At 42.6% G+C, this 25,583-nt stretch carries 19 protein-coding genes; 8 read left to right on the top strand and 11 right to left on the bottom strand.

What is annotated here, in order from left to right; all coding sequences use genetic code 11:
* Nucleotides 1-39: 39 nt before the first annotated feature.
* The 3 genes from V7R55_RS00060 to V7R55_RS00070 all read right to left on the bottom strand — a co-directional run bounded on the left by V7R55_RS00060 (nucleotide 40) and on the right by V7R55_RS00070 (nucleotide 3,990).
* Entirely contained in the window at nucleotides 40-747 is a 708-nt protein-coding gene (locus V7R55_RS00060; RefSeq protein WP_334056298.1) for an endonuclease/exonuclease/phosphatase family protein, read from the bottom strand.
* A complete protein-coding gene (locus tag V7R55_RS00065; protein ID WP_334056300.1) occupies nucleotides 735-2,951 on the bottom strand; it encodes a VTT domain-containing protein in 2,217 nt (738 codons plus the stop codon). The genes V7R55_RS00060 and V7R55_RS00065 overlap by 13 nt, the downstream gene beginning before the upstream one ends.
* Nucleotides 2,952-3,393: 442 nt before the next feature.
* The gene (locus V7R55_RS00070; protein ID WP_334056302.1) at nucleotides 3,394-3,990 is read right to left on the bottom strand and encodes a porin family protein; all 597 of its coding nucleotides are present in this window, start codon (nucleotides 3,988-3,990) and stop codon (nucleotides 3,394-3,396) included.
* Between the two features lie 509 nt (nucleotides 3,991-4,499).
* On the opposite strand from V7R55_RS00070, the gene katG reads away from it, so the two are divergent.
* Together katG and V7R55_RS00080 are read left to right on the top strand one after the other, a co-directional pair.
* Nucleotides 4,500-6,800 (top strand): catalase/peroxidase HPI, encoded by a 2,301-nt coding sequence (katG, locus tag V7R55_RS00075; protein ID WP_334056304.1) that lies wholly within the window; start codon nucleotides 4,500-4,502, stop codon nucleotides 6,798-6,800.
* A 128-nt stretch (nucleotides 6,801-6,928) separates the two neighbouring features.
* Entirely contained in the window at nucleotides 6,929-7,495 is a 567-nt protein-coding gene (locus V7R55_RS00080; RefSeq protein WP_334056306.1) for a hypothetical protein, read from the top strand.
* Nucleotides 7,496-7,547: 52 nt separating this feature from the next.
* Here V7R55_RS00080 and V7R55_RS00085 read toward each other — a convergent pair whose 3' ends face one another.
* Together V7R55_RS00085 and V7R55_RS00090 are read right to left on the bottom strand one after the other, a co-directional pair.
* Entirely contained in the window at nucleotides 7,548-8,873 is a 1,326-nt protein-coding gene (locus V7R55_RS00085; protein ID WP_334056308.1) for a mechanosensitive ion channel family protein, read from the bottom strand.
* 642 nt (nucleotides 8,874-9,515) lie between these two features.
* Nucleotides 9,516-10,247 carry a FadR/GntR family transcriptional regulator gene (locus tag V7R55_RS00090; protein ID WP_334056310.1) on the bottom strand — a complete coding sequence of 244 codons (732 nt, stop codon included), beginning with the start codon at nucleotides 10,245-10,247 and terminating at the stop codon, nucleotides 9,516-9,518.
* Between the two features lie 370 nt (nucleotides 10,248-10,617).
* Between V7R55_RS00090 and V7R55_RS00095 the strand changes: the two genes are divergently transcribed.
* The 5 genes from V7R55_RS00095 (at nucleotide 10,618) to V7R55_RS00115 (ending at nucleotide 16,341) form a co-directional block, all read left to right on the top strand.
* Nucleotides 10,618-12,846 carry a polysaccharide lyase 6 family protein gene (locus tag V7R55_RS00095; RefSeq protein ID WP_334056312.1) on the top strand — a complete coding sequence of 743 codons (2,229 nt, stop codon included), beginning with the start codon at nucleotides 10,618-10,620 and terminating at the stop codon, nucleotides 12,844-12,846.
* 84 nt (nucleotides 12,847-12,930) lie between these two features.
* On the top strand, nucleotides 12,931-13,857 hold the full coding sequence (locus V7R55_RS00100) for a sugar kinase (protein WP_334056314.1): 927 nt from the start codon (nucleotides 12,931-12,933) through the stop codon (nucleotides 13,855-13,857).
* Between the two features lie 90 nt (nucleotides 13,858-13,947).
* Nucleotides 13,948-14,559, top strand: a complete 612-nt coding sequence (gene eda / locus V7R55_RS00105) for a bifunctional 4-hydroxy-2-oxoglutarate aldolase/2-dehydro-3-deoxy-phosphogluconate aldolase (protein WP_334056316.1) — start codon at nucleotides 13,948-13,950, stop codon at nucleotides 14,557-14,559.
* A gap of 109 nt (nucleotides 14,560-14,668) precedes the next feature.
* Entirely contained in the window at nucleotides 14,669-15,925 is a 1,257-nt protein-coding gene (locus tag V7R55_RS00110) for a hypothetical protein (protein ID WP_334056317.1), read from the top strand.
* Nucleotides 15,925-16,341, top strand: a complete 417-nt coding sequence (locus V7R55_RS00115) for a hypothetical protein (RefSeq protein WP_334056318.1) — start codon at nucleotides 15,925-15,927, stop codon at nucleotides 16,339-16,341. Before V7R55_RS00110 ends, V7R55_RS00115 begins: the two co-directional genes overlap by 1 nt.
* Nucleotides 16,342-16,363: 22 nt before the next feature.
* On the opposite strand, the gene V7R55_RS00120 is transcribed toward V7R55_RS00115, so the two are convergent.
* Entirely contained in the window at nucleotides 16,364-18,520 is a 2,157-nt protein-coding gene (locus V7R55_RS00120; RefSeq protein ID WP_334056320.1) for an EAL domain-containing protein, read from the bottom strand.
* Between the two features lie 339 nt (nucleotides 18,521-18,859).
* Here V7R55_RS00120 and V7R55_RS00125 point away from each other — a divergent pair, with 339 nt between their 5' ends.
* On the top strand, nucleotides 18,860-20,308 hold the full coding sequence (locus V7R55_RS00125; RefSeq protein ID WP_334056321.1) for a DEAD/DEAH box helicase: 1,449 nt from the start codon (nucleotides 18,860-18,862) through the stop codon (nucleotides 20,306-20,308).
* Nucleotides 20,309-20,400: 92 nt separating this feature from the next.
* On the opposite strand, the gene V7R55_RS00130 is transcribed toward V7R55_RS00125, so the two are convergent.
* From V7R55_RS00130 to V7R55_RS00150, 5 genes are all read right to left on the bottom strand, one after another.
* Nucleotides 20,401-21,219: a thioredoxin family protein gene (locus V7R55_RS00130; protein WP_334056323.1), complete on the bottom strand. Its 819-nt coding sequence runs from the start codon at nucleotides 21,217-21,219 to the stop codon at nucleotides 20,401-20,403.
* A gap of 101 nt (nucleotides 21,220-21,320) precedes the next feature.
* Entirely contained in the window at nucleotides 21,321-22,145 is an 825-nt protein-coding gene (locus V7R55_RS00135; RefSeq protein WP_334056325.1) for a 2-keto-4-pentenoate hydratase, read from the bottom strand.
* An 8-nt stretch (nucleotides 22,146-22,153) separates the two neighbouring features.
* Entirely contained in the window at nucleotides 22,154-22,909 is a 756-nt protein-coding gene (locus V7R55_RS00140; protein WP_334056327.1) for an SDR family NAD(P)-dependent oxidoreductase, read from the bottom strand.
* A gap of 290 nt (nucleotides 22,910-23,199) precedes the next feature.
* Nucleotides 23,200-24,771 (bottom strand): sensor histidine kinase, encoded by a 1,572-nt coding sequence (locus tag V7R55_RS00145; protein WP_334056329.1) that lies wholly within the window; start codon nucleotides 24,769-24,771, stop codon nucleotides 23,200-23,202.
* A complete protein-coding gene (locus V7R55_RS00150; RefSeq protein WP_334056331.1) occupies nucleotides 24,771-25,427 on the bottom strand; it encodes a response regulator transcription factor in 657 nt (218 codons plus the stop codon). Before V7R55_RS00150 ends, V7R55_RS00145 begins: the two co-directional genes overlap by 1 nt.
* Nucleotides 25,428-25,583 lie beyond the last annotated feature (156 nt).

A 25,583-nucleotide genomic window follows, 5' to 3' on the forward strand; every position in this document is an offset into this window, starting at 1 on the left:
AAAATCCCACTTTTCATTTATTGAAAATAGCATTTTCGCTTACGCTTCAGGTAGAACAATATCTACCAATACGGGTAAATGATCGGATAACACCTTAGTTTTTTCGTTCTTTAGTTTCCTACATGACTTTACCTTAATATCTTCAGTTACCCAGACGCGATCGAGAGAAAATACAGGGAAGTTGCTAGGAAACGTGGCACCAATTTTCTGTTGTAATAGTAAATCATTTAATGCTTTAAAGGCCTTTGAAAAAAACTGCCATTCGTTAAAATCACCTGCTAGAAATAGCGGCGTTTGTTTTTCTTTTAAACGCCGCGACAAGTGCTCGTGGAGCAGAGAAAACTGCGAACGACGCTCAAGTTTCTTAAGCCCTTTGTGAGTATTCACCACCGTCAGAGGCGTTTTCTCAGTCTTTAATTCAACAATCTGCACGTTTCTTGGCTGTCGACCTGTTTGACTCACATCTATGGTGTCGTGTTCCAACACATCAAAACGGGTCAAAATTGCATTGCCATACCACCCATCAGATTCTCTAATTGCTGGGGAGGGAATCAATTTAAACGTATTGCCAGCGCAGATGTCTTTTACATCTTGCGCTGTATCTCGTTCGGGAGGGCGCGTATCCATTTCTTGAAGCAAAACTACGTCAGCACCGCTGTTCGCAAGGAACTGTCCAATACGCTTATAGTCGTGCATCTTATCCCTGCCAACTCCGCTATGGATATTGTAGGTAACTATGCGGCACATTTTTCAGACTCATCCTTACAGTTGTTACTGCCTTCTTCCGTGTCGGTATTAGCCTCTTTTCGAGCTTGGTAGTAGCGCGCAAATTTTTGCGACCCCCAAATCATTAAGCCCCATAAAATAATGCCTCCCACTAGGTAGCTAATAGTTTTTACAGATGGATTCTGCCAAATTTGCGCAATGGAATCGCCAACAAGGCCTTTGGCTATCATTGGAGGGAACATGCCTAAAAACGTACCTACCAAGAATTGAAAAATACCTATAGATGAAATGCCCGCGACCAAATTTACCAAACTAAATGGTGCAACCGGCAACATTCGAATGGCTGCTACGCCAACTACACCACTGCGTTTCAACTTTTCATCCACTGCGGCAACCTTTGGCCCACCAATCTTTCTAAGCCCAGCGTTACCCGATAGCTTGCCGATACCAAACATAATTGCTGAACTCATTAGCGCGCCCATAATGCCGTAAATAGGCCCCCAAATTGGACCAAAAATAGCGGCTACTGCTAGAGATAGTACGGTTACCGGGAAGAACAAAACGCCGCCGACTACATACACGAGCAAAACAGTTGGAAGGGCAAAATAAGTGCCTCTACTTTTTTCTAAAAAGGCGTTGATGCTGTCTGAGCTTAACCACGGAATTGACTGGCTGGCCCAAAACATCAGCCCGCCAAGTACCGCAATAATGGCAATGCCAATTAAGATCATTATGCTGCGACGCTTGGGGTTGCGAGCAGGTAGCGCGTCACCATCAAATGTAGGTACTGAAATAAGCGGTTCTTCTGGGTCTGATAAGGCGCGAAATACATTTTTAACCGAGTGCTCTGTAAATACTTCGTCGCGAACTTCGGTAAGCACATAACCATGTGCTATTTGATCTTGCATCAATGCTTCAACAGGGTACTGGCTGTTAAATATCTCCGGCATCGCATCTATATCACGACCTGTATGCTCAGCAAGTAGGTCGTTTCTCACTTGCTCTATACACGCTTGGTTGTCTTTACTATTGCCGAACAAAACCGTATCAATTTCAGTGTCGAGGGTCATTGAACGGTTACTTAGGTTTGAAGACCCAATAACAAGGTACTTGTTATCAATGGTCATCACCTTAGAGTGAATGCGTTTGTATGCTTTTCGCCCCTGCATGTCTTCGATTGAAGAGTAAGTCAATTTTACTCGTTTAGGATCTATGCCTTTTTCCAGAATCGCTTTAAATTCGATACGGCTTGCCCAAAATGCTTCACATTCGAACTTACCTTTTGGCTCGTAAGAACTAACAATGATAACCGAAAGGTCTGGCTTTAATTTCAGCTGTCTGTTTAGCGCTTCAGCAATTTCTTGGCGAGTCGTAAACTGATTTTCGATATAAATGACCGATTCAGCCTCACCAATAAGATCAAGCAACATATGACGTACTTCTTGTGCTGGCTCTACTTCGTCCATAAACGGAATGGTGCGGGCAAGGGCACACTCTACGTTTTCAAAAAGAGGCGGGTAATCTTCTGGCCATGCTTCAGGCAAAGGCGCATTTTCATCAATACGCGCATCTTCACGAATATTAATAGGGGTGTCTTCAGCTACTCGCTGCCATCTCCATCTAACAAGTTGTGCAAAGTCGGCGACGACAGGCCCGCTTGAAACCATTTGAACATCGTGTAACGGACCGTACTCGCCGTCGGGACCATCTCTTTCCTCGGATACCACGGGGTGGTCTCGGGTATCCCAACGGTTAGTCGAAACATCCATACCGCCTGAAAAAACAAGTTCGTCATCAATAACTACAATTTTTTGATGCTGGCTGCCGCCCATTGGAATGGTATCGTCAAGCTCTGTTTGAACATTGTCAGGCGTTTTCTCTTCCCACACTTCTTTTGCCCACATTTCACGTTGAGCGAAGAAGGCCAAGGAAGAATCCCAGCGCAGTAAGTAAATTTTGATGTCTGGGTTTTGCTCTGCTTTCCATTTGAGCAGGTCACTGATAACACTCGGTGCTTCGCTGTTAGCTTCATCGTCACCACGTAACAACCGAATGCGACTGTCTATATCCCAACCGACAATAAAAATACTGTGTTTGGCTTTAACAATTGAGCTATGCAAGGCTTTGTAATAGTTTCCGCAATCTATCAAAGGAGTAGAGAAGCGAGCTTTGTTCTCTACCCAACAGTTTTGACCTGGTTGGAATATACTTTTGCCTGATTGCATGTTTTGTACCTGCTATTCATTTTATTAATCTAAAAGTGAGGTTGCAGAATTCATACCTGCTAGTGGTTACTTTCTAATGATTTCAATATATTGATTTAAAAGGAGATATTTATTTTTTGGGCGGAGGGTATAATTAGAGGTGAGTAGTAAAGTGTAAGATTTTCACAACTTAGGAAGTTTCATCGTTATCGTTAAACTGAGCTTAGAAATTCCAACGTATATTGCATTAACAAACTGTTTGCTTGCTAGTATCGCCTTACGTTGCGCGAAGCAGAACATCAGAAAATGTTCCATTTAAAGTATTAACAGTAACCAATTTCTAACAAAGGCAGAGAGTTGATATTGAGGTAAAAGAAAGCCCGCGTGAAAAACGCAGGCTCTGCTTATTAATATCGAAATTTAAATTCGGGTAGGTCTTCTATTTAGAAGCGGTTTTTTAACCTTAAAAACGATATTCTACACCAATACTTGCTTGTTTAAGATCGGTTTCAAAGTCCGTGTCGTCGATGTCATCAAACGCTTCGTCTGCGTCGAGTTCTGTGTCGTATACCGTGTACTCGGCGTTCACTAGGAAGTTGCTAGTAACTGCATAGCTTAGACCAGCACCCACGAAAAGGCTTTCGTCATCATTGTCACGTGAAACACCCGCAAAGTTGTATTCTGTTTCAGACCATAGCTGACCTGCTTTAGCATAAAGAGAGAAGCGTTCGGTTAGCGGTAGGATACCTTTAATAGCGGCTGTATAACCATCTGTCTCAGCACCTGCAATATCGTTACCGTAGTCACCAAAATCGATATAGCCACCTTCAATAGCGACCCATTCGTTAAACTTGTAGCCTACAAGACCTTGCCATACGTCTTTGTCATCATCGAAATCATCTTCGCCTTCAACTCGCAGGTAACCGTAATTACCACCTATATAAAAACCACTGTCTTTTGCTTCAATTTGATTTGATTGAGCGTATGCGCCGAACGATGCCATCGCGCTGATAGAGGCAACAGTAGCAATTCCAGTAAGTGTCTTAAGTGTGTTTTTCATAAGTTCATCCTCATTACTTCTTAATAATTCATCGACTTCTCACTTGAAGCTGATGTGTCCTGATTACACACTTCCTGTTTCAACTGTTGTGCCATGGTAGAAATTTCAGTATTCATTTCAAAATAAAGCAAAATTTACAGACGTGTTCGCATAATTGTTTGTTATTTAGGCATTTTCGGTTTGTAGTAAAAACCGCTGCCAAACACCATAAGAAAATTTTTCCTAGAGTCTGAAAGAAATTCATAAATACGCGTTGCGACTAGAAATACTTCGACTATATTTTAATCACTAATAGCGCTACCAATAGAAGAGGTTCTTAAGTTACTGAAATTTATTGGATTTATTTTAATTGGATTTTCCAATCACTTGAATTCATTTTATCAACTGTAAATATTGCAAGAGCGTGACTATCTTTTAACAGCTTATGAGGTAAACAAAATGTTAACAGGTGGCTGCACTTTAAGTGCTTATCGCTTGATAACTAAAACAAACTCAGATGGGAAAAGACCATGACTTTAAATAGGTTCAAAAAAACTACGTTATCGGCACTAGTGGCGCTTTCGCTAGGCGCATCAGGTGCTATTGCTAATGATCAGATCAGTAAGCCCGCTGGTGCTAAAGGCACAGGGATGACTAAAGCTTTCCAAGCGAAGACGAATCAGTTTTGGTGGCCTGATCAACTTGATCTTTCTGCGCTTCGAGATCACGACAACCGTTCTAACCCGCTAGGTGAGGATTTTAGTTACGCTGAAGCTTTCGCCAAGCTCGACCTTGATGAAGTAAAAAAAGACATCAACGAACTACTTACCACATCTCAAGACTGGTGGCCTGCAGACTTTGGTAATTATGGCCCTTTCTTTATCCGTCTTTCATGGCACAGCGCAGGTACCTACCGTACATTAGATGGTCGCGGTGGTGGTGATGGCGGTCAAATGCGTTTTGACCCACTAAACAGCTGGCCTGACAACGGCAACCTAGATAAAGCCCGTCGCTTGCTTTGGCCAATTAAACAAAAATACGGTGAAAGTCTATCTTGGGGCGACTTAATGATCCTTGCCGGTACCGTGGGCATGGAAAACATGGGCTTTGATACTTATGGCTTCGCCGGTGGTCGAACCGACGATTGGGAACCTGATATGGTGTATTGGGGTCCGGAAGTAGAAATGCTAGCTAGCGACCGTGAAGAGCGCGACGGTAAGCTTCAGCGTCCATTGGGGGCTACGCACATGGGCCTAATATACGTTAACCCTGAAGGCCCTAAAGGTGTGCCTGATCCAATGGGATCTGCGAAAAATATCCGCACTGCATTTGGACGCATGGCGATGAACGATGAAGAGACTGTAGCGCTAATTGCTGGTGGTCATACATTCGGTAAAATGCACGGCGCACACAAACCTGCTGATTGTTTAGAGGCTGAGCCGGGTGGCGCAGGCTTAGAAGAGCAGGGACTAGGCTGGAAAAATAACTGTGGAAAAGGCAATGCTGAAGACACAGTCACCAGTGGTTTAGAGGGGGCGTGGACACAGTTGCCGACTAAATGGACAAGCTTATACCTTCAAAACCTACTTGGTTTTGAGTGGAAGCAAACGCGCAGTCCAGCCGGTGCTATTCAGTGGATCCCTACTGATGAATCGCTTCACAAATCAGTGCCAGATGCACACGTTGAAGGTAAGAAAAACCCACCTGTAATGACTACAGCAGACTTAGCGCTTAAGTACGACCCTGAGTATCGCAAAATTGCCGAACGCTTCTTGGCTGACCCAAAAGAGTATCAAACGGCATTCGCTAAAGCATGGTTTAAGCTAACACACCGCGATATGGGGCCAAAGGCACGTTACCTAGGTAACGACATCCCAGAAGAAAACTTTATTTGGCAAGATCCTGTGCCTAAAGCTGATTACAAAATGATCTCTGATAAAGACGTTAAAAAGCTTAAAGCAGACATCTTGGATAGTGGCCTTACGGTTCAGCAGCTAGTAAAAACAGCGTGGGCAGCAGCTGCAAGTTTCCGTGCTTCTGATTTACGTGGTGGTGCAAATGGTGCACGTATTGCCCTAGAGCCGCAAATGAGCTGGGAAGCTAATGAGCCAGAGACAGTAAAAGCTGTAGTGTCTAAGCTTAAAGAGCTACAGGAAGACTACAACTCGCGCATGTTCTCTAAGAAGAAAGTGTCACTTGCCGATTTGATTGTTATTGGTGGTGCAGCAGCTATCGAAAAAGCTGCGGCTGACGCGGGTGTTGAAGTAACTGTACCTGTAGTACCAGGTCGTACAGATGCAACTCAAGAGCAGACAGACGTTAACTCTTTCTCTTTGCTAGAGCCGACAGCTGATGCGTTTAGAAACTACTACAACGCTGAAGCCAGCTATCGTTCGCCTACTGACATGTTGGTAGACAAGGCAGATCAACTGAACCTGACTGTACCTGAAATGACCGTATTATTAGGTGGGTTACGTTCACTAGGGGCTAACGTAGGTGATGCCAAACACGGTGTATTCACTGACAAAGTAGGCACGCTTAATAACGATTTCTTCGTAACCCTACTTGATATGGGTGTTAAGTGGAGAAAAACTGATAACCCATCGGTATATGAAGGCGTCAACAGAAGCACAGGTGAAGTTATGTACACAGGTACACCTGTAGACCTCATCTTTGGTTCAAACAGCGAGTTACGTGCTGTAGCCGAAGTTTATGCTTACGACAATGCGAAGAAACGTTTTGTTGAAGACTTTGTGGATGCATGGACTAAAGTGATGACGCTAGACCGCTTCGACTTACGTCACGACCTAAATGCCAGCCTAGGTAAATAGGTAAATAGATAGAGCGAGTCTGCTATCGCGAATTTCTTAGCGATAGTATCAAAGTTTAAAAGGGCGCTTCGGCGCCCTTTTTCTACGCTGAACTCACAGTTACTTTATAAATTGTTAATGTAGCTAAAATGGCCTTGGGAGCGTCGCAAAGCTTTCTTTATTTCGATACACTGAATCTTTACTTTTTGCCTCAACAGACAAATATCGCGATGGCTAGCCTTCAACGTACCTTGGTAAACTTAGAAATGCTAAGTGAGGATATTAATGCATTAAATGACAATGCTATTAATTCTGCCGCTCACATAAAACTTCTGCACAATGTGTTAGAAGAACTCAAAAACGCAGAGTCATTCGTTGCCTTCGAGACAGAAGCAAGCTTTCATAAATTGTTATCTGGCTCTATGTTCGAGAATATTTTCGAAAGAAAAGGAATGGTCGGGGTTTACATTAAGCTGGTGGGATATGTGATCACCGCATGGGAGGCTACCGATAAAGCGAATGCCATCATTAGCGAGAACTTCGATTCAAGTGCGGATAAGCGGTTAGAGTTGCTTCAGGTTAAAGCGATAAAAGCGAAATCTCAATTGAAAACGGTAGCCTCGGCAATGGGCAAAGAAGACTATAAAAAGTTCATTCACACGTTAGGTCTGTTTGCCCAAGAGTGGCAGTGGGATACCCTCCGCGCCAGGTTCTAACCAGCGCGAAGAGAAGGCTATAGTGAGTACACCGTAATAATCCCTTTAAACACTATGGTGTGGTATTTCGGATACCAATACTTTGCTCGTTGATAACCCGAACTTCGCGTTGAGGGAAAGGGATCTCAATATCGTGCTCACGTAGTGTTTCAAAGACAGTAAGCAACAAATCACCTCCCACACGATTCTTGCCATCGTCTACACCCTCCATCCAAAACTCGACAAACATGTTTACGCCAGAGTCGCCAAAACTGTCTATTTCACAGTCTGGTAGTTCTTCAAAAGGGATATTGTCGCCACTGATCACTTGCGGGTGCTCGGATACCGCTTCTTTGATGATTTCTACCATCGCGCGTATATCGGTTTTATAGGCAACTGAAAAATCAATACGATAACGCTGCTTTTGATTTTTATGCGTCCAGTTTATCAGCAAAGAGCTAATAAATTTTTCGTTCGGTACCAGAATATCTTTGCCATCAAAAGTCTCTAATACGGCGTAGCGCATCTTAAACTCTCTAACAATACCTTTCTGTCCGTCTTCCAATTCAACGTAATCGCCAACAGTTAACGATTTGTCCAGCAGAATAATAATACCCGATATAAAGTTTGAGGCGATAGATTGAAGCCCCAGACCCAAGCCCACACCCAAAGCCCCGCCGAACACAGCTAGCGCTGTAAGATTGATCCCCATAACGTTAAGCAATAGAAGAAACACAATACAGAAAAGCGCCACTTCAAATAGCTTTGCGAACACTTCCTTCGTAGACACATCAAGAGACTTTTGATTTCTAATGATATCTTGCCCAATAGCATTAGAGCTTCGCCCTAGCCAAAATAACAAAGCGCCGAACAGGAGTACTCGAGTAACGCCGTAAGCAGAAACTTCAACATTGCCTACAGATATAGCTATGGACTCTAGTGCTGAAGTAATTAACGGAAGTAAGCCGATAAGATGTAAAAACAAGATAGGAAGACCTACCCAGCGCATGAAGGCCGCTATCGTGTTGTTTTCAACAAAGCCTTTAATTAATGAGCTTACAAATAGCATCAATGCGACGACAACAGCTATTTCTAATAGCCATGCATCAAACTGAAATTGTGCACCTAATACGGTAGTAATCTTCAGTGTGCTAATAGTGATAAGCGGAAACAGTGCCTCACCAAGGTTGTACAAAAGGCCACTCATGGTATGTGCACCATTCTGTGGCTTTTCTCGCATAAGCTTAAACGGCTTTTTTAATTGTTTAGCAAGTAGATAAGCGCAGCAATAAATCACAACAATGGTTGTAAGCTGAATAATGAAGCTATCAGACATTACCGATGCTTTGACTATGGCTAACTTCTCTTCTAAGTGCTGAGTTAAACTATCAACATTCATATGTTCTACTTCATTTGTTTACCGCACAACGTAAATGCGGATGTTGCTATTAGAGCGTGGAATCCTTGCGCGCTTTTTATCTTTAATAAAAGATAGGGTAAAGCTTTTTTCATCCAATCAACATATATCGTTTGATTATCTATCACTGGTCATACAGGTTTTGGCGATTTTTACAGCTAATACACGATAGCTTTCGCCCGAAATAATCTTTCAGATATGGAGTGAACGACAGATGATGTGTTTATAACTATGAGATAAAAGGTTTTTTATTTGGATGGCAGTAAAGAGGGCACAAAGCGAAAATATTATTACTGAATGATTTTTTGTCGACTAGATAGAAAAAATTAAAGCGCTCAAATATTGGTAATAATAATTGGTTGACATCTGGTAAGGCCGAATTGTAATATGGATTTGTTTTCTGCTGCTTGTTTAAGCAGAGTGTGGACTAGCTTATCTATGCGCTTATACGAAGAACGGCACGTTGAAGAGTGTAAACTCAATAGCAAACCGTAGTTTTTGTTTTGCGCTTTAAAGCAAAAATAATAAAAACAGTTACTCTCAAGAGTACCCTACAAAGCAAACAGGCTTCTTAGAAATAAGAAGCCTGTTTTATTTTGTAATAAGAAAAGTGCGTAGCCGCAACTACTGTCTAAGATGAGCAATTGAGTAGAGACCGCGCGTTTCATCAGTCTTACGCTTTATTTCTTCTAATGCTTTTGCTTCGCTCGCATCAAAAAGCGCGTTGATAAGGCGATTAAAGTGCTGATGCATTGCCCGCCTTGCACCGGCTGTATCTTTGCTAGCAATAGCATCGTAGATAAGTGTGTGCTCTTGCAGCCTCTGCTCTTCGCCTTGTGAGCACACATCACTATAGGCAGATATAACTTGGGGAACAGTTCTTCTCAATTCCCACAAATTTTCAACCGAAAGCATTATGGCGTTATTGCGTGTCGCTTGAGAAATTATCTGATGGAAGCGTTGATCCGCCTCGTCGGCTTTTTGAGGGGTCTGCATCTCAACTAAGGTTTGCTTTAATGCTTCTAATTCTTCATCTGAGATAGTTGCGGCAGCAAGTGCGGCAGCTTCACCTTCCACAAGCGCACGCGCCTGAGTAAGCTCGAACGCACTTATAGGTTTGGCTGTCTGACCTTGTTTTTTCTGATGCAACACATACACACCAGAACCGGTTTTTACCTCTACTCGCTCTCGTACTTCCAATGCGATAATGGCTTCGCGGATAGTAGGGCGACTGACGTTATAGGTCTCCGCGAGTTCCCTTTCTGCGGGTAAGCGACTACCTTCAGGGTAAATTCCTTGATCGATTAGCGCTTCAAGTTTTTCAACTATGCTCCAGAAGAGACGACGAGTCTTCATATTTACAGCCCTTGTTTGCCTGTTGCTTACCTAAAAAGAGACAATTGGTAAATTTATTCTATCTGACCATTGTATATCGAAATTAGCATAAAGCGCAAAGCCCCGAACACTCTGCCCTCAAGCTCTTTGTAAACATACAATTCTTCCTGATTGGTAATACATTTGGTTTTTATTGGTAAAATAAATTGGTTGTTTTTGGTCTTTTTATTGGTTAGATTCTTAGTCGGTCAGTAACAAATAAATAACAGCATAATTGCGTTTTTGCAAAAGAAGATTGGCAATTTATGTGCGATTTATACGATTTGAGTAATGTCAGTAGCATTATCACGGTGGATATCAACACCGTTTTTGCCAGCGAAGTGGGGAATGTATGAAAGTAGCAAATGTCTGTAAGTCAGCATTAGGGGTGATTACTCTATTGGCGTTTAATACCGCGGCATACGCCGAAGACTACGTAGTTGACTCTAAGAAAAGCTACCTCAATGCGTTGGCGAAAGTTGCTCCTGGCGACGATATCGTACTGAAAAATGGTAATTACCGTGATTTTGAGATTGAGTTTAAAGCGCAAGGTAGTGAACAAGAGCCAATTACACTAAGAGCAGAAAGTAAAGGTGGTGTTATTCTCTCTGGGCAGTCAAATCTCTCGATTGCTGGTAGCCACTTGATCGTATCTGGGCTTGTATTTAAAGACGGTTATTCACCATCAGGTTCGGTAATTAGTTACAGAACAAGTAAGAACGAAGTTGCCAATCACACTCGCGTCACCGAAGTCGTTATTGAAGACTATTCAAAGCCAGACAAGTTTGAAAATGATTACTGGGTAGCGTTTTATGGAAAGCACAATCGGTTAGATAGTTCGTACCTGGCGGGAAAACGAAACCGAGGAGTAACGGTTGCTGTAAGATTAGATACAAAGGATAGTATTGAAAACTATCACAAAATAGACAAAAACTATTTTGGCTACAGACCTGAATTAGGCTCAAATGGTGGCGAGACCTTAAGAATCGGTACCAGTCATTATTCGCTGGAAAACTCTTTCACTCGAGTTGAAAACAATGTATTTGACCAATGTAATGGCGAAGTGGAAATTATCAGCGTTAAATCAGGTGGCAATGTTCTACACGGTAATACTTTCATTGAATCTCGCGGTACGCTAACGCTAAGGCATGGAAACGGCAATACACTTACAAATAATGTGTTTTTAGGAAATGGCGTTCCCAACACAGGTGGGGTACGCGTAATTAACGCTGATCAAGAAGTAGCAAATAACGTGTTTGAAGGGCTTACTGGCTATCGCTTTGGAAGTGGTTTTACAGTAATGAATGGTGTGCCTAATTCACCACAAAATCGCTACCATCAAGTAAAGAATGCGAATATACATCACAATACTTTTATTGATGTATCGCACATTCAATTGGCCGCTGGTGCAGATGAAGAGCGTTCAGCGCCACCTGTGGATAGTGTTTTCTCTAATAACCTTGTTATCTCTAATACAGTACCTACTACATTTAGCTTTTTTGACGACATTAGCGGTATAGCATTTACCAACAATGTGGCTAACTACAGTGTAGAAAGTCAAATTGAAAAAGGCTTTACGAAACGAAGCGATATACAGCTATCTTCATCGAACAGTATTTTTCTGGATGAGATGAAAGTAGGCGCTGACGACAGTGTTAAACCACTTAATAAAGCAGACGTTGGGCCAAGCTGGTATCAGAAAAAAGAATACGAAACGCCGTTTAGTTCGGGGAGTGAAATTACCGTACAGCCAGGTGTAAATACGCTTTTTAGAGCGGTCGCGAAAGCGAAAGATGGGGATGTTCTAACACTTAGTGATGGCGTCTACAGCGAGCAAAAAATTGTTGAGATAACTAAAACTCTCTCTGTAAAAGCAAGCGAAAACGCAAAAGTCATAATCCGCCCCCAGCGCTCTGCACTTTTTGAAATAAGTGATAATGGTTCACTGGAAATTGAAGGCGTAACGCTTTCAGGTAGTGATGCGCCAGATGCGGCTGGAAATACATTCATCCGCACTAAAAAGTGGTGCATGTTAACTAATTACCGATTCACTATGGATAAGGTGAAAGTAACTGACCTAGACGTAAACCATAGCTATCACTTCTTTTCCGCTGGCGCCCGAAGCTTTGCGACTTTGTTATCTATCACTAATAGCCAATTTGACACTGTCTCAGGTCACGTACTGGCGTTAAATAAAGAAAAAGATGATTTAGGTATCTACAACGTTGAAGTATTGAATTTAGAAAACAACACATTTAGCGATGTTCAAGGGGCACTAGCACTTATCTATCGCGGTGGCACCGACGAGAGCACTTTTGGGCCCAAGGTAACGATAGCTAAGAACGTGTTAACAAATGTAGGTTTGGGTAAAAGAAACAAGCGTAAAGCAAGCATCTTTCTTCACGGCGTACAAAAAACACAGATTCGAAATAACGAGTTCAACGCAAGTGCGCCGGTCAAAATTGAACATACTGTTGGAGAGCCGCAAACATCGCATAGCGGCAATACATTTAAAAATACAAAAGGCATCGACATTGTCGATTTCTTAAAAGCGAAAGACGAATGTCGCCGCCCTGAGTAAAGATGCTCAAACTAGCGCGCAACTTATGCAACGAAAAGTAATTACAGTAAAAATTAAAGACTACGAGTTCGTAGGGTGGATGATATGAGAGTTGGTTTTATTGGTGAGTGCATGGCCGAGCTTAAAAAAGTGAACGGTTTATTAGAAGAAGGGTTTGCTGGCGATACTTTCAATTCTGCCGTTTATCTTAAGCGCACGTTTCCACAATTAGATAGCTATTTTGTCAGTGCAGTAGGCAGCGATGCGCTATCAAAAGAGATGCTCGACTTTACGCAAGGCGAGTCAATTAATACACGCTTCTTGTTCACCCATCCAGACAAGCACATTGGGCTTTATAGAATTTATACCGATACAGAAGGCGAGCGCTCTTTTACATATTGGCGAAATGATTCTGCAGCGAAGTGCTTAATGCCCCTGCTTACCGATGACGATAAAGCGTCGATGACAGCGTTAGACTTGGTGTTATTTTCGGGTATTTCGCTCGCTATTTTAAATACTGAAGACTTACCGAAGTTTTGGCGTTTACTTGCAACGCTCAAAGAAAGTGGGACCAAAATTGTTTTTGATATGAATCACCGTCCAGCTCTGTGGAAAGGTAGAAATGATGCCACTGCACTGTACGAAAAAGCGTTTGAAATTGCAGACATCGCGCTACCTGGGGTAGAAGACTTTAACTTCTTGTATGGGTTTGAAACGGTGGAAGAGATCACAAACTTTTTAGCGCCTTTCTCATTTAAGCAACTCGTCATTAAAAATGGCAGCAGCGCTGTGACATTAGTTGACGAAAAGGGAGAAGTTTCAGAAGTAGGGCTAACCCCTGTCACTAACGTTGTTGACACTACATCTGCTGGCGATGCTTTTAACGGTGTTTTTCTAGGCGCTTACCTAACGGGCGAGAGCCCTGAAGACTGCGTAAACAAAGCCGCTAAATGTGCAGGTTTTGTAATTCAGCATCCTGGCGCCATCGTAGATAAAACGGCCTATGCCGACCTAGCAACATCATTCGCTTAAGTAAGTAAAAGCGAAGTATTCGAATACAAAATAAAACACTACATCGAACTTATAAGGGCATCCGCCCCTCGTATTACGAAGAGACAAACCATGAGAAAAATATCAGACATTATGGGCGGTCAAACCCTGCTCCCAATCATTCAAGCCGATAATGTAGAAGACGGTGTGGCCATTGCTAAAGCAATGTCAGCAGCGGGCCTTAGCACTGTTGAAGTTGTGTTGCGTTCAGAGAATTCAGCTAAATGCATAACCGCTATCAAAGAGGCATTGCCAGAGATGATTGTTAGCGCTGGTACCGTAATCGATAAAGCATCTTTAGATGCCGCTATAAATGCAGGAGCAGACTTTATCGTGACGCCTGCGGTAACAGAGCGCTTGCTGACTATGCTAGTAGACTCAGGTTTACCTGTACTTCCAGGTGTGTCGAATGTATCAGATATCGTGTTAGCACGGGAACACGGATTCAGAGAAATGAAGCTGTTTCCAGCATCGTTGTCAGGTGGTGCGTCTTTCCTGAAAGCGGTAGGTGGTTTATTCAAAGATACAAAGTTCTGCCCAACAGGTGGCGTGTCGCCAGATAATTTTAACGACTATCTGTCACTAGGTAATGTATTTGCAGCAGGCGGCACTTGGGTGGCGAAACCTCAATGGGTAGCAGATAAACAGTGGAACCTCATCACAGAGGCATGTTCGCAAGTTTAACGAACACGTCACCTTCCTAACTTTCATTTCTTAGAAAGCTGGCACACTCGCCAGCTTTTTGATTTTTCTGCATATTAATTGGTGTTATAGCTTTATCGAGCTATCATTAATGAAGTTGCTTCGCGCATACAGCATAGTTGCGCTAGCTTTATACAACCCGAATGAAAAAGTGACTATGATCAAATTGATAGCGTTGCATTTCACCATTGCTGCCGCCGTATTTTTGTTTGCTGCCGACAGCCGTGCAGATGAACTTGAGTTTTCAGGTTTTGCAAGGGCGGTTGCAGGCCAACTTGATACCAAAAAAGCAACCTATGAAGGGTATGATGACAGCATAAGCTTTTCTGAAAAATCCCTCATAGCCATGCAGGCTGATTATACTTACTCATCATCGTTCTCCGGATCGGCTCAACTTCTTTTACATTCTGACGACGATAGAGAGTCAGGGATAGAGTGGCTGTATTTGACCTATTCACCCAGTGAAAATTTTCAAATTAACGTTGGTCGGTTGCGCACCCCTTTTTTAAAGTACTCTGATGTTATCGATGTAGGGTTTGCTTACCCATGGATAAATGCACCACAGCAACTCTATAGTAGCTACTTGTTCTCTCAGTATGAAGGCGGCAATGCAAGGTTGAGAAGGTCGTTTGGCGATGTTGTAGTGGATTTTGAGGCTTACTATGGAGCGTATGAGGATGAGCTAGTTTCAAGCGGTATCAATGTAGATGTTGAAGTAGATAACTTGTTCGGTGGCGTTATTGAAGTCAACTATGGTGGTTTGCAGCTAAGAGCTGCCACTGTTAATGCGCCTAAAGTTGAAACAACTATCGACGAAATTGCGCCCCTCGTACAGGGACTCAGAGCTGCTGGGTTTGACGCCATAGCGGAAAAGTTTGATATCAATGATCGTGCAGGATCTTTTTTACTAGGAGTCAGCTATGACACGCTTAACTGGTATGTAAGCGGCGAATGGATGAAGGTCACTTCTGATATCGATGTACTTGCTAATTTGGAAAGTTTCTATGTTTCATATGGCTACTACCTTGATGAAGTTCTTTTACACTTAACTTATGCTTCATCTAGGCAATCACTCAATACCATTGATAATGTTATTCCTGTAGGTGTATCGCCTGAACTCGACCAACTATATTTCGCTGTAGAGCAGTTAAATAACTTTTTTCCTACAGATGACCTAGATACGTGGACCTTTGGCGCTAGATGGGATGTGAAGACGAACATTGCACTTAAGGCAGAGTTATCTTTGCTAGATGGGGAAGAGGGCAGAACATCATTCTATGAGGTAAAAAACGACAACTTCGATAGAAACGCGACCCTGTATCAAGTGGCAGTAGAGTGGATATTTTAATGCGAAGATATACGGTCTTTTTTCTCTTTTTGTTAAGCATTCGAATAGCTGCTGCAAACGAAGGTGTGTGGGTCGTTGCTAACGTTGATAACCAAGGCTTTTCGCTCACAAAAGCTGAAATACGCAATCTCTACATGAAAAGTGGAACAACTACTTACGAGTTAGAGCCTGTTGCTATGAGCCCGGGTAATAGAATACGCTCAATTTTTAACGCAAAAGTTATCGCTTTACCCGAATCTCGCATTCAATCTTATTGGGCGCAAATGCGCTTTAGTGGGCGTCAAACTCGGCCAGTTGAATACGATAATCTAGAGGAAATGATAAATTACGTAAGTAACCACGAAGGTGCCGTTGGTTATGTCCCAGCAAACACAGTATTACCCAAAAACGTAAGTGTGGTTTATCGAAGCTTCTAAACAGTCAGTAAGCGTAGGTATGTTAAGAATACACCGTAACGTTATCGACTAACTCTTTTAGTGGAAGCGGCTTATAATAAAGAAACCCTTGTAGCATACTGCATCCTTGATTAATTAAAAAATGCGCCTGCTCATGGGTTTCTACACCTTCGGCGCAAACAGCAAAGTTCAAGCTCTTCGCCATTTCAATAATGGTCTTGGTAATCATTTCTGACTGCTTAGATTCACTTATTTTACTTACAAAACTTTTATCTATTTTTAGTGTGTCTATATCAAACTGCGTTAAATAGCTTAGGGATGAGTAACCTGTACCAAAGTCATCAAGAGCAATCTTGCACCCAAACTTTTTAAGTGCTGTGAAAAACGGGGTGGCCACATTGAAATTGTTCATATAAGCAGTTTCAGTAATTTCAAACTCTAAGTTTGATGCAGGCAGTCTTCCGGTATCTAACTCATTAAGTAGAAAGTCGATAACATTATGATTATTCAAATCGTGTGTGCTTAAGTTAACTGATAGCGTTATATGGCTGCCAAAGGCTTTAAGCAGCATGGGAGATTCATGACTAAGCTGCTTTAATACCCAAAGGGTTATTATTGATATCTTATCTGTTTGTTCGGCAATAGGGATGAACTCTGCGGGTGATACTTGACCTAACACCTCATCTTGCCAGCGAAGTAGAGTCTCGAAGCCAATGACATTTTTGTCTGTATCTACCTTAGCTTGATAGCTGAGGTAGAAAGCATCGTTTTCAAGTGCATCAGTAATTCGGGAGGAAATAAGCACTTTGCGTTTAGTATGGGCCAACATTTCATCGGTAAACCAGACATATCTTGCTTTACCGCTGTATTTAGCTTTGTACATTGCAACATCAGCGTTGGTAATTAGGTTGGTCGCGGAATAATCACAATCACGCGCTAACGCTAGCCCTATACTCACACTTGAATCTAGTCTTAGTTGGTTGACAGTGTGGGACTTAGATACGATATTCAAAATCTTTCGGGCCGTATCTTCAAGGTATGTGTATGAAGTAAGTTCCGGAACGATAACGACAAACTCATCGCCACCTAAACGCCCCAGAGTTGATCTTTCACTGAGTGCGTTTTCCATTAGTGAACTAATATGTAGAAGAAACCTATCCCCAGTATCGTGACCAAAAGAATCGTTAATAGATTTAAAACCATCTAAATCAATGAACAGTAAACCAAGTTCACAATTATTTCTCTGCGCTTTGATAAGCTCATCTGATAAAAGCTTCATTAAGCACTGACGGTTGGGAAGCCCTGTTAACGCATCAAAGTTAGCAAGTCGCTCCATCTGGGACTGCTGCTTTTGTAGCATTTCAGTTTTTTGCCGATTAGCTTCAGACTGCGCTTTGATGTTTGTCATCATATTATTGAAAGCACGAGACAAAGCTAGCATCTCTTTCTTATTTCCTTCCTCTACTTTGACATCATAAGTTTTGTCATCTACCACGCTATCCATGGTTTCGATCAGCGTATTAAGTGGGCGCAATGCTTTACGTTGTGCTCGCGCAGAAATAATAAGCGAGATTGCTATAAGAAAAGCTACCGAAGGAGTAACCAAAATTATATATCTTTGCCGGCTTGCTTTTAATGCCGCCTCAAGGTTGAACAGCAGCGCAAGCTTTCCCATTGGGTAAACGTCTTCGCCTATGGTTTTTACTATAATCACTTTATTTGAAGTGCGATGTAAACCTAAAGGGAGAGTGGCTATGTTACGGTAAAAATTAGCATGTTCGGGGGGCAGATGGCCTTCCGTTTGGATACTTTCAGCGCTGTCTTTTAAGCCTGAGGGGCCTACATATATATTTAAAAGCGTATCGTCACTACTGAAAATATAAGCCGCTTCCGCATATTCATATTCGTCTAAGCGGAGCAAAACTTCTGTTTGATTCAGGCTGCCAGCAGGTTCTTCAATATAGTCAATAAGATCAACAGCCATGTTCACGCCTATTGCATTAACTTCCTCTGACACGAACTCAATATAAAGCTTCTCGTAGACATAAATAGATAAACCTATGATCAAGGCACTAACTATTGAGACAGACGCAAGTGTATTGAACGAAATTTCTGACCTGAGACTTTTCAAAAAACGCTCTTTTAAGTTGTATGGACCGGCAATAACGGCTTTGAACAAAATGTAGGAAAGGGCCGTCACTTAACTACCTTTATAGTATAGACGGTTTGTATCACTTCTTAATTAGTAATTAGGTCGAAATTGTGTGCAGAGTCAGTGCCATGCATAACTGAAGCGTTTTTCGAACAAAAAATGCGCTGGTGGCTTAGAGGGTTTAGTGATAGACTTTGCCCGCAATTTGTAAGAGTAAACACCTACATTCTTTTCTTGATGTCAAATACCAATAAGCCAAGTTGGCAATGGCGTATCTCTTTAGGTTTTCCCAGTAATCTATAACCCCCACGGTTAGCAATAAAGCACTAACGCTTATACCTTTGCGGTATGCAATTTTTTATAAATACCTATGACAGGAGTTTATTAATGTCATTTACCCAATTAGGGCTCGCTGAACCCTTGTTAAAAGCTATTGAAAAACGAGGGTTTAGTACGCCATCACCAATCCAGGAAAAGGCAATACCAGAAGTATTGCAAGGAAAGGATGTGCTGGCGGCTGCGCAAACGGGAACAGGGAAAACCGCGGGATTTGGACTTCCTATTTTACAAAGACTGATGTCTGGCAAGCCAGTATCTGGCAATAATGTTCGAGCGCTTATCCTAACACCTACTCGTGAGCTTGCTGCTCAGGTAGAAGAAAGTATTCGAGCGTTTAGTGAGTTTTTACCACTAAAGACTGCTGTGGTATTCGGCGGGGTGGGCATAAACCCTCAAATGATGAAACTTCGTAAGGGCGTGGACGTACTAATTGCTACCCCTGGACGATTACTCGATTTGTATCAGCAAAACGCTGTGAAGTTTTCACAGCTTGAGGTATTGGTATTAGATGAAGCCGATAGAATGCTTGATATGGGCTTTATTCACGACATTAAAAAGGTGTTGAAGCTATTGCCTCAGGAGCGTCAGAGCCTCCTTTTCTCAGCTACGTTTTCTGATGAGATTACGGCACTGGCGAAAACGATAACTCGTGACCCTGTAAGTATTTCTACCGCCCCTGCCAACACGACGGTGGACGCTGTTGAACAGCACTTGGTGACCATTGATAAGTCTAAAAAAACCACCGCGCTGATTTGTTTGATTAAACAGCAAAAGTGGCAACAAGTATTAGTTTTCAGCCGTACTAAGCATGGCGCTAACCGAATTGCTGAAAAACTGACACGCTCAAAAATTCCAAGTGCCGCCATTCACGGAAACAAAAGTCAGGGGGCAAGAACCAAAGCCCTTGCTGATTTTAAAAGTGGCGAGATTAGAGTTCTGGTGGCGACCGATATCGCAGCACGCGGCATAGATATCAGCGAACTGCCGATAGTGGTTAACCTGGATTTGCCGAACACAGCGGCTGACTACGTTCACAGAATTGGTCGTACCGGGCGCGCTGGTGCGAGCGGACAAGCTTGGTCTTTCGCTTCTGCCGAAGAATTACAGAACCTAAAAGATATTGAAACACTCATCCAAAAGCTGCTCCCTCGCAAAACCCTCGAAGGTTTTGAGCCTCAGCAAGCCGTACCTGTTACCACGCTTTCTAAGCCGAAAAAGCCCAAAAAACCGAAAAAACCAAAAGCTCAACAAGGCGACAGCGGTGCAGGCAAGTCAACTGGCGGTAATAAGAAAGCGGGACAACGACAGGGCAACCGTAGTGGAAATGGCAGCTCTCACGGAGGTAAGCCAAATTCCCGCAACAGTGGCGGCGGCAAACCTGCTGGTCAAAGACATTCAGGAAGCGAAGGTAACTCCGCCAGGCGACCTGCTAAGCGTAGAAACAGTCCGTCTAACAGTTCGACGGGTAATAGGACTGAAAACAGCGCTAAAGCGTAAATCGTTATATTATTATCAGTAAAATGATAGTTGATTGATAAAGGGCCTTTGTATAAAAGGCCCTTTTTTGATGTTCCCTAAAAACTAATGTTTTAGTTATGTTCCCATGAAAACGGGTTGTAATGGCGCAGCGCCGGCCTGGTGTTTACTCCGTTGCTATTCTCAGCGTCTAGCGTGAGCTCAGCACGTTTAATGAGTGTCTGTTGTAGCTCAGTACGAAAACCTTTGGTTTCTTTCCATAGCTGATTAAGCCCCTCTGGAGAATCACCTTGTAAATCTTGCGCAAGCAGGGGCCCAAGCTTGTCATACGCGCTTTGAAGCCTAATTGCCTGTTTTTTGTTATAGGCGGCTTCTTCATTTGTTGCTTTCCAATTAATGAATGGGGCTTTTTGCGCAGTAGTCATAGCGGGAAAACGGGAAAAGTACGTTATGTACTCTGATAAAGGGATGCTATCGGCCCGACCCCAAATGTCCATCGTCGTTCTGTTTAACAAAGCACTGGTTTTAGGTTCAACCACCATCACAGTTGGCGTTGCGTAGTAAATCGGATAGTTAAATCTCTCGGTAATATTTCTTCTGTCTTCAAGCGTTCCTACGTCAACAAATACTGTTTCATAATGGGCACGTAGAATAAGATCCATTTCCTTGGTTGCAAAGCGCTCAGCTAAGCCAGTGCTGTCGTGGCACCACTGTGCTCCTAGGACAACCAGAAGCAGCTTGCTTTCCTCCACAGCTCGTTGCTGCGCGTTAACCACGTCTTGATAAGGTGACGAAGAAGGGGTGTAAGTATAAGGGCTTTCATTCTGGGTGCTGACACAGCCATTTAGGACAGAGAAAGCGGCTATAAAAGTAACTATGGTTAAGCAGCGCTTAATCAACTGGGCTTGACGTTTAAAGAAGGTGTTCTGCATACAATGGTCAAAATAGTAGTTAAATCAACAACAATGTAGCATAAAAAGTACAGAGAAAAGCGGTAATTGACCGTAGTAAACTACCGCTTTAGCAGGTCGGTTTAAGCTGATACAGGAATCAGCTTCATGTTGATATTCCCAACACCCTCGAAAGTGACTGTGGATGTGGCACCAGCCACTGTGTCATGTACGCCAGTAATAGCGCCTGAGCAAATCATACAGCCTTTTGGAAGAGTAATATTGCGCGCTGCAGCTTGGTCAATTAAATAAGCAACAGCCGCCATAGGCCCGCGTAATACGTTGTTTGATGGTGCAGTATTAATGTGATCTTTATTAATGAACACAGATGTCTGCATATTCTCAATCACTGTATCCCACGACGCTATACGGGCGCCAATTACCATACCTTGGTTTACGCCAAAGTCACTGATGATGGCAGTGGGGCCATAGCTATTTAAATCAATAACAGGGCTACTGGCTATCTCGACACCAGCATACACAGCTTTGATTAGGTGCTTTAATGGACCCTTGGTATCAATTGAGCCGGGCGTAATTTCTTCTCCCAGTTCGAATACCAGTTCGGCTTCAACAGCAACCATACCGCCTGCGTAAACTTCTAGTTCAACGAATTCATCATCTGCATGGGGGCGGCCAATGAAATGGGTAACCTTTTTAAAGATTGGGCCCATTAAGCGCTCTGCGCCCATCTGATCGCGAAGTTCGGGGATCACCATGCCTACTTTCCAGCCGGTGATCTCGTCGTTCCACTGTTCAAGCGACATGTCTTGAACGCGGTAGGCCGCGTCCAAAGTTGTCGGAACATCACCTGGAAAAGTTTCTAATACAGTGGCTTGCTTGCGTGCGTTAACCAGGGTATTCGAAAGCGTTTTCAGGTCGTCTTCTGTAAGTGGTTTATCAGGAAACATCGTGACGATTAAATCCCTAGTGCCTGACCGCCACCAATTTGAACGGTTTCAGCAGTAATAAATGACGCGTCTTCACTTGCCAAGAAAGACACTACAGACGCAACCTCTTCAGGCTGTCCTAGGCGACCAAGCATGATGTTATCTTTCCAAGAAGCAAATACTTCTGGCTTAGTCGCTTTAATTTGCGCATGGAAAGGCGTATCAATGGTGCCAGGAGAAACAGCATTTACACGAATACCTGCTGGTGCAAGTTCTTTAGCAAGTGCACGGGTCAACGTATGTACCGCACCTTTTGAAACACCATAGATACCCGCACCAGGGCCACCAGCGTTCCAACCAGCATTAGATGTGTAATTTACGATAGAGCCATTGTCAGATTTCTTTAAGTAAGGAATAGCTGCACGAGAAACGAAGAACGCACTATCAAGGTTCAGTGCCATAACAAAGCGGTAAAACTCTGTTGTCATTTCTTCCATTGGGCTGCGACCGCCAAGGCCGCCTGCGTTATTAATAACGGCGTCGATCTTACCGTATTTATCGCCAATCGCTTTTACGTTGTTATCAACTGCTTCATCGCTTGTTACGTCAAAACCATAGTATTCTGCTTCAATACCTAAGTCGCTAAGCTCTTTTACACGCTCTGCGCCCTTATCGTCTTCAATGCCATTTAAAACAACAATGAAACCGTCTTGGCCAAGTCTTTTAGCAACTTCAAATCCGATGCCGCCTGTTGCTCCAGTTACCAGTGCTACTTTCTTCGTCATAACAATAACTCTTTGTGTTGTATTACATTGTGTAAAGCCAATATTAGGTTAATAAAATTTATTGGTCTACCTGTTTTGTGTGTTTTTTGTCATTGTTTTAAGAGTTTCTTTTTTAACTGTATAGGTTTTTTGCGCTTTTAATAAATCTATCTTTATGAAATTAAGAGAGTATTCATATTTTTTGTAAGAGGGGACAGCGTTGATAAGAATCAGTAAAACGAAAAAATCTCAGCTTTATCGCGTTTATTGGTAAGTCCAATTTCGTGTTTAGGTTTGATCTGTAGACAATGTTATTGGATATTGTTGGCTGAAATAGAAAGGCGTATCACAGTCCCCATTGGGTAATTGTGGCTTATATTAAGCGTTCCATCCATCAACTTAGCGCGCTCTTTCATGGAAAGCAGGCCGAGTGTGGGCTTAAATTTACCTGAATCCTCAGTGGTTTCGGGTATGCCTTCACCATCATCCGTCACAGCGAAGGTAGCACTTTGCGACTTATAGGAAATATCAATAGACAGTGTTTTTGCGTTAGCGTACTTGATGCTATTAGTTACCGCCTCCTGAACTATCCGATAAATATGTATTTTCTGATCGGGCTTAAAATTAATAGGTGTGCCGATAAGATTGAGAGAAAAATCTATATTTGCGCGCTTAAGCGTAGTAATGATGTCGGATCGTTCGATCACGCTCTCGATGGGAAGCGTGTCGATGCCAGACGGGCGTAATCCGCCAATACTCTTTTTCATTGCTTGGTACAGAGCGTCTATTTTGCTGATTAATAAGTCGTGGTCTTTGCTTGAGTTAACCAGTGATAACTGAAGTTTTAAATCGACGATGCGGTGACCAAAATCGTCGTGCAGATCGCGAGATAAACGCTTTCTTTCATCCTCTTGTACTACCACTAGCTTTGCAGCGAGGGCTTGTGCGTTTTGCACTGCAATTTCAAGGTGTTCGTTGTTTCGGGCGAGTTTTTTATTCAACTTACTCGACTGGTTGATAGAGGACCCTAGGATGAGACAACTTACGCATAGCGCTAAAATATAAAATTGATGTTCAATAGGAGGTAAAGAGCTCTGACTCGCTACTACAAACGCTGTAATACCAATAAGCGAGCAAGATAGCGCACTACCAAACACAGCATAGCGATACGATAAGAAGAGGGCTGGAAATACTGCAAGGTACTTAATTTGGTAGCTTATATTAATATTTTGAGAGTAGAGATAACTACTGAAAACTAAAGTAAGTGACCATGTTCCCACCGTTATAAACAGTGTTGATTCATTTTTATCAATGTACTGACGAGTGTATAGCGCAAATAGAAGGGGGCAAAGAACGATAATTCCTACAAAGTCACCAAGAGAGAAATCGAACAAAATAGAAAGAAAAGCCGCTACGTCAGTTTGTAATTCAATAGCCCTTCTGCCTAGAAATACAGCGCCTAGTGCTACGCTTATGAGCACGCCGAATGCCAAGGTGGAAAGCGTACTGCGGACATTATCGATATAAGGTGCTGCAAACCGGCGTCTAAAGATATAAGCACATCCACAAACTACCGCTGGTGATATGAACAAGTGAACTAAATACCAGCCGACACTTCCGCTTAAAAAGGCGGTGTTATCAAGAACGCCCCCTGGGTGGAATAAAATGAAGTGGGTTAATTTTTCTGAAAAAAGTAACAAAGGCCAGCTTGCTAACGGTAATAACAAAAAGGCGGCCAAGCGAACACCGGCGGGTAAATACCAACTCACAGTCCCTGATATAATTTCAAACTGGGTGCTAAATAGCCATACGCCATGAAATAGAACGGTATATATCAAACCCATCACCAAATAGGTAGTGTTGATATACCGAGTGATATTCATTAATCCGCTTTGACCAGGGTATCGTCATAGATAACGTCAGATACATCTAAGTATCCGGTTTCTAATGCTATGCGAAGCAAGCCAAATTGAGACTTAACATTCAATTTTTTGTAAATGTTAGTTCTGTGAACCATGACTGTCTTTGGCGCTGTGTCTATGTAGTAGGCAATTTGCTTGGGTTGGAAACCTTTAGCTAGCAATAAAAAAACTTCCCTTTCTCTTTCTGTAAGAATGGTGGTTAAACGCTTATCGCCAAAGGCTAATTTTTTACTGATATCTGAACTCAGGTAGTTTTCGTCTTTTTCTAGCGACTCAAGGGCGTCCATTAACTCTTTTGTTGCTGCACTTTTTGTAACGTAGCCATCGGCACCAAGCTCAAGTGCTTTACTTATATAACCCACATGATCGTACATGCTTAGCATTAAGCACTTTACAAAGGGAGCCTCGTTCTTAATTTTGATAAGCGTGTCGAAGCCACTTTCTTGAGCTAAGGAAATGTCTAGAACTGCCACATCTATATCTTCTAAAGACGCGAAAGAGGGGAGTTCGCTTAATGAACTTACAGCGTAAGCGACGTGCCAGCCATACTCTTGTTCTATTAGAGTTTTAATGCCGTCCCTTACAATCTCATGGTCATCAATGAGGAGTATGTGCATGACAAAAATCTTATTTTTATCTTAATGGATAAAGTTTACGTTTTATTTGGCTTATAGGGAATAAGCCGATGGCTTAGATTGGCGGAGTATTTTATTTTTATCATAAAAAAAGCCGGCCTATCCATGGCCGGCAATTACATAAGCTAAAGTGTTTAG

Source organism: Alteromonas sp. S005 (assembly GCF_036864475.1).
Classification (GTDB): Bacteria; Pseudomonadota; Gammaproteobacteria; order Enterobacterales; family Alteromonadaceae; genus Alteromonas.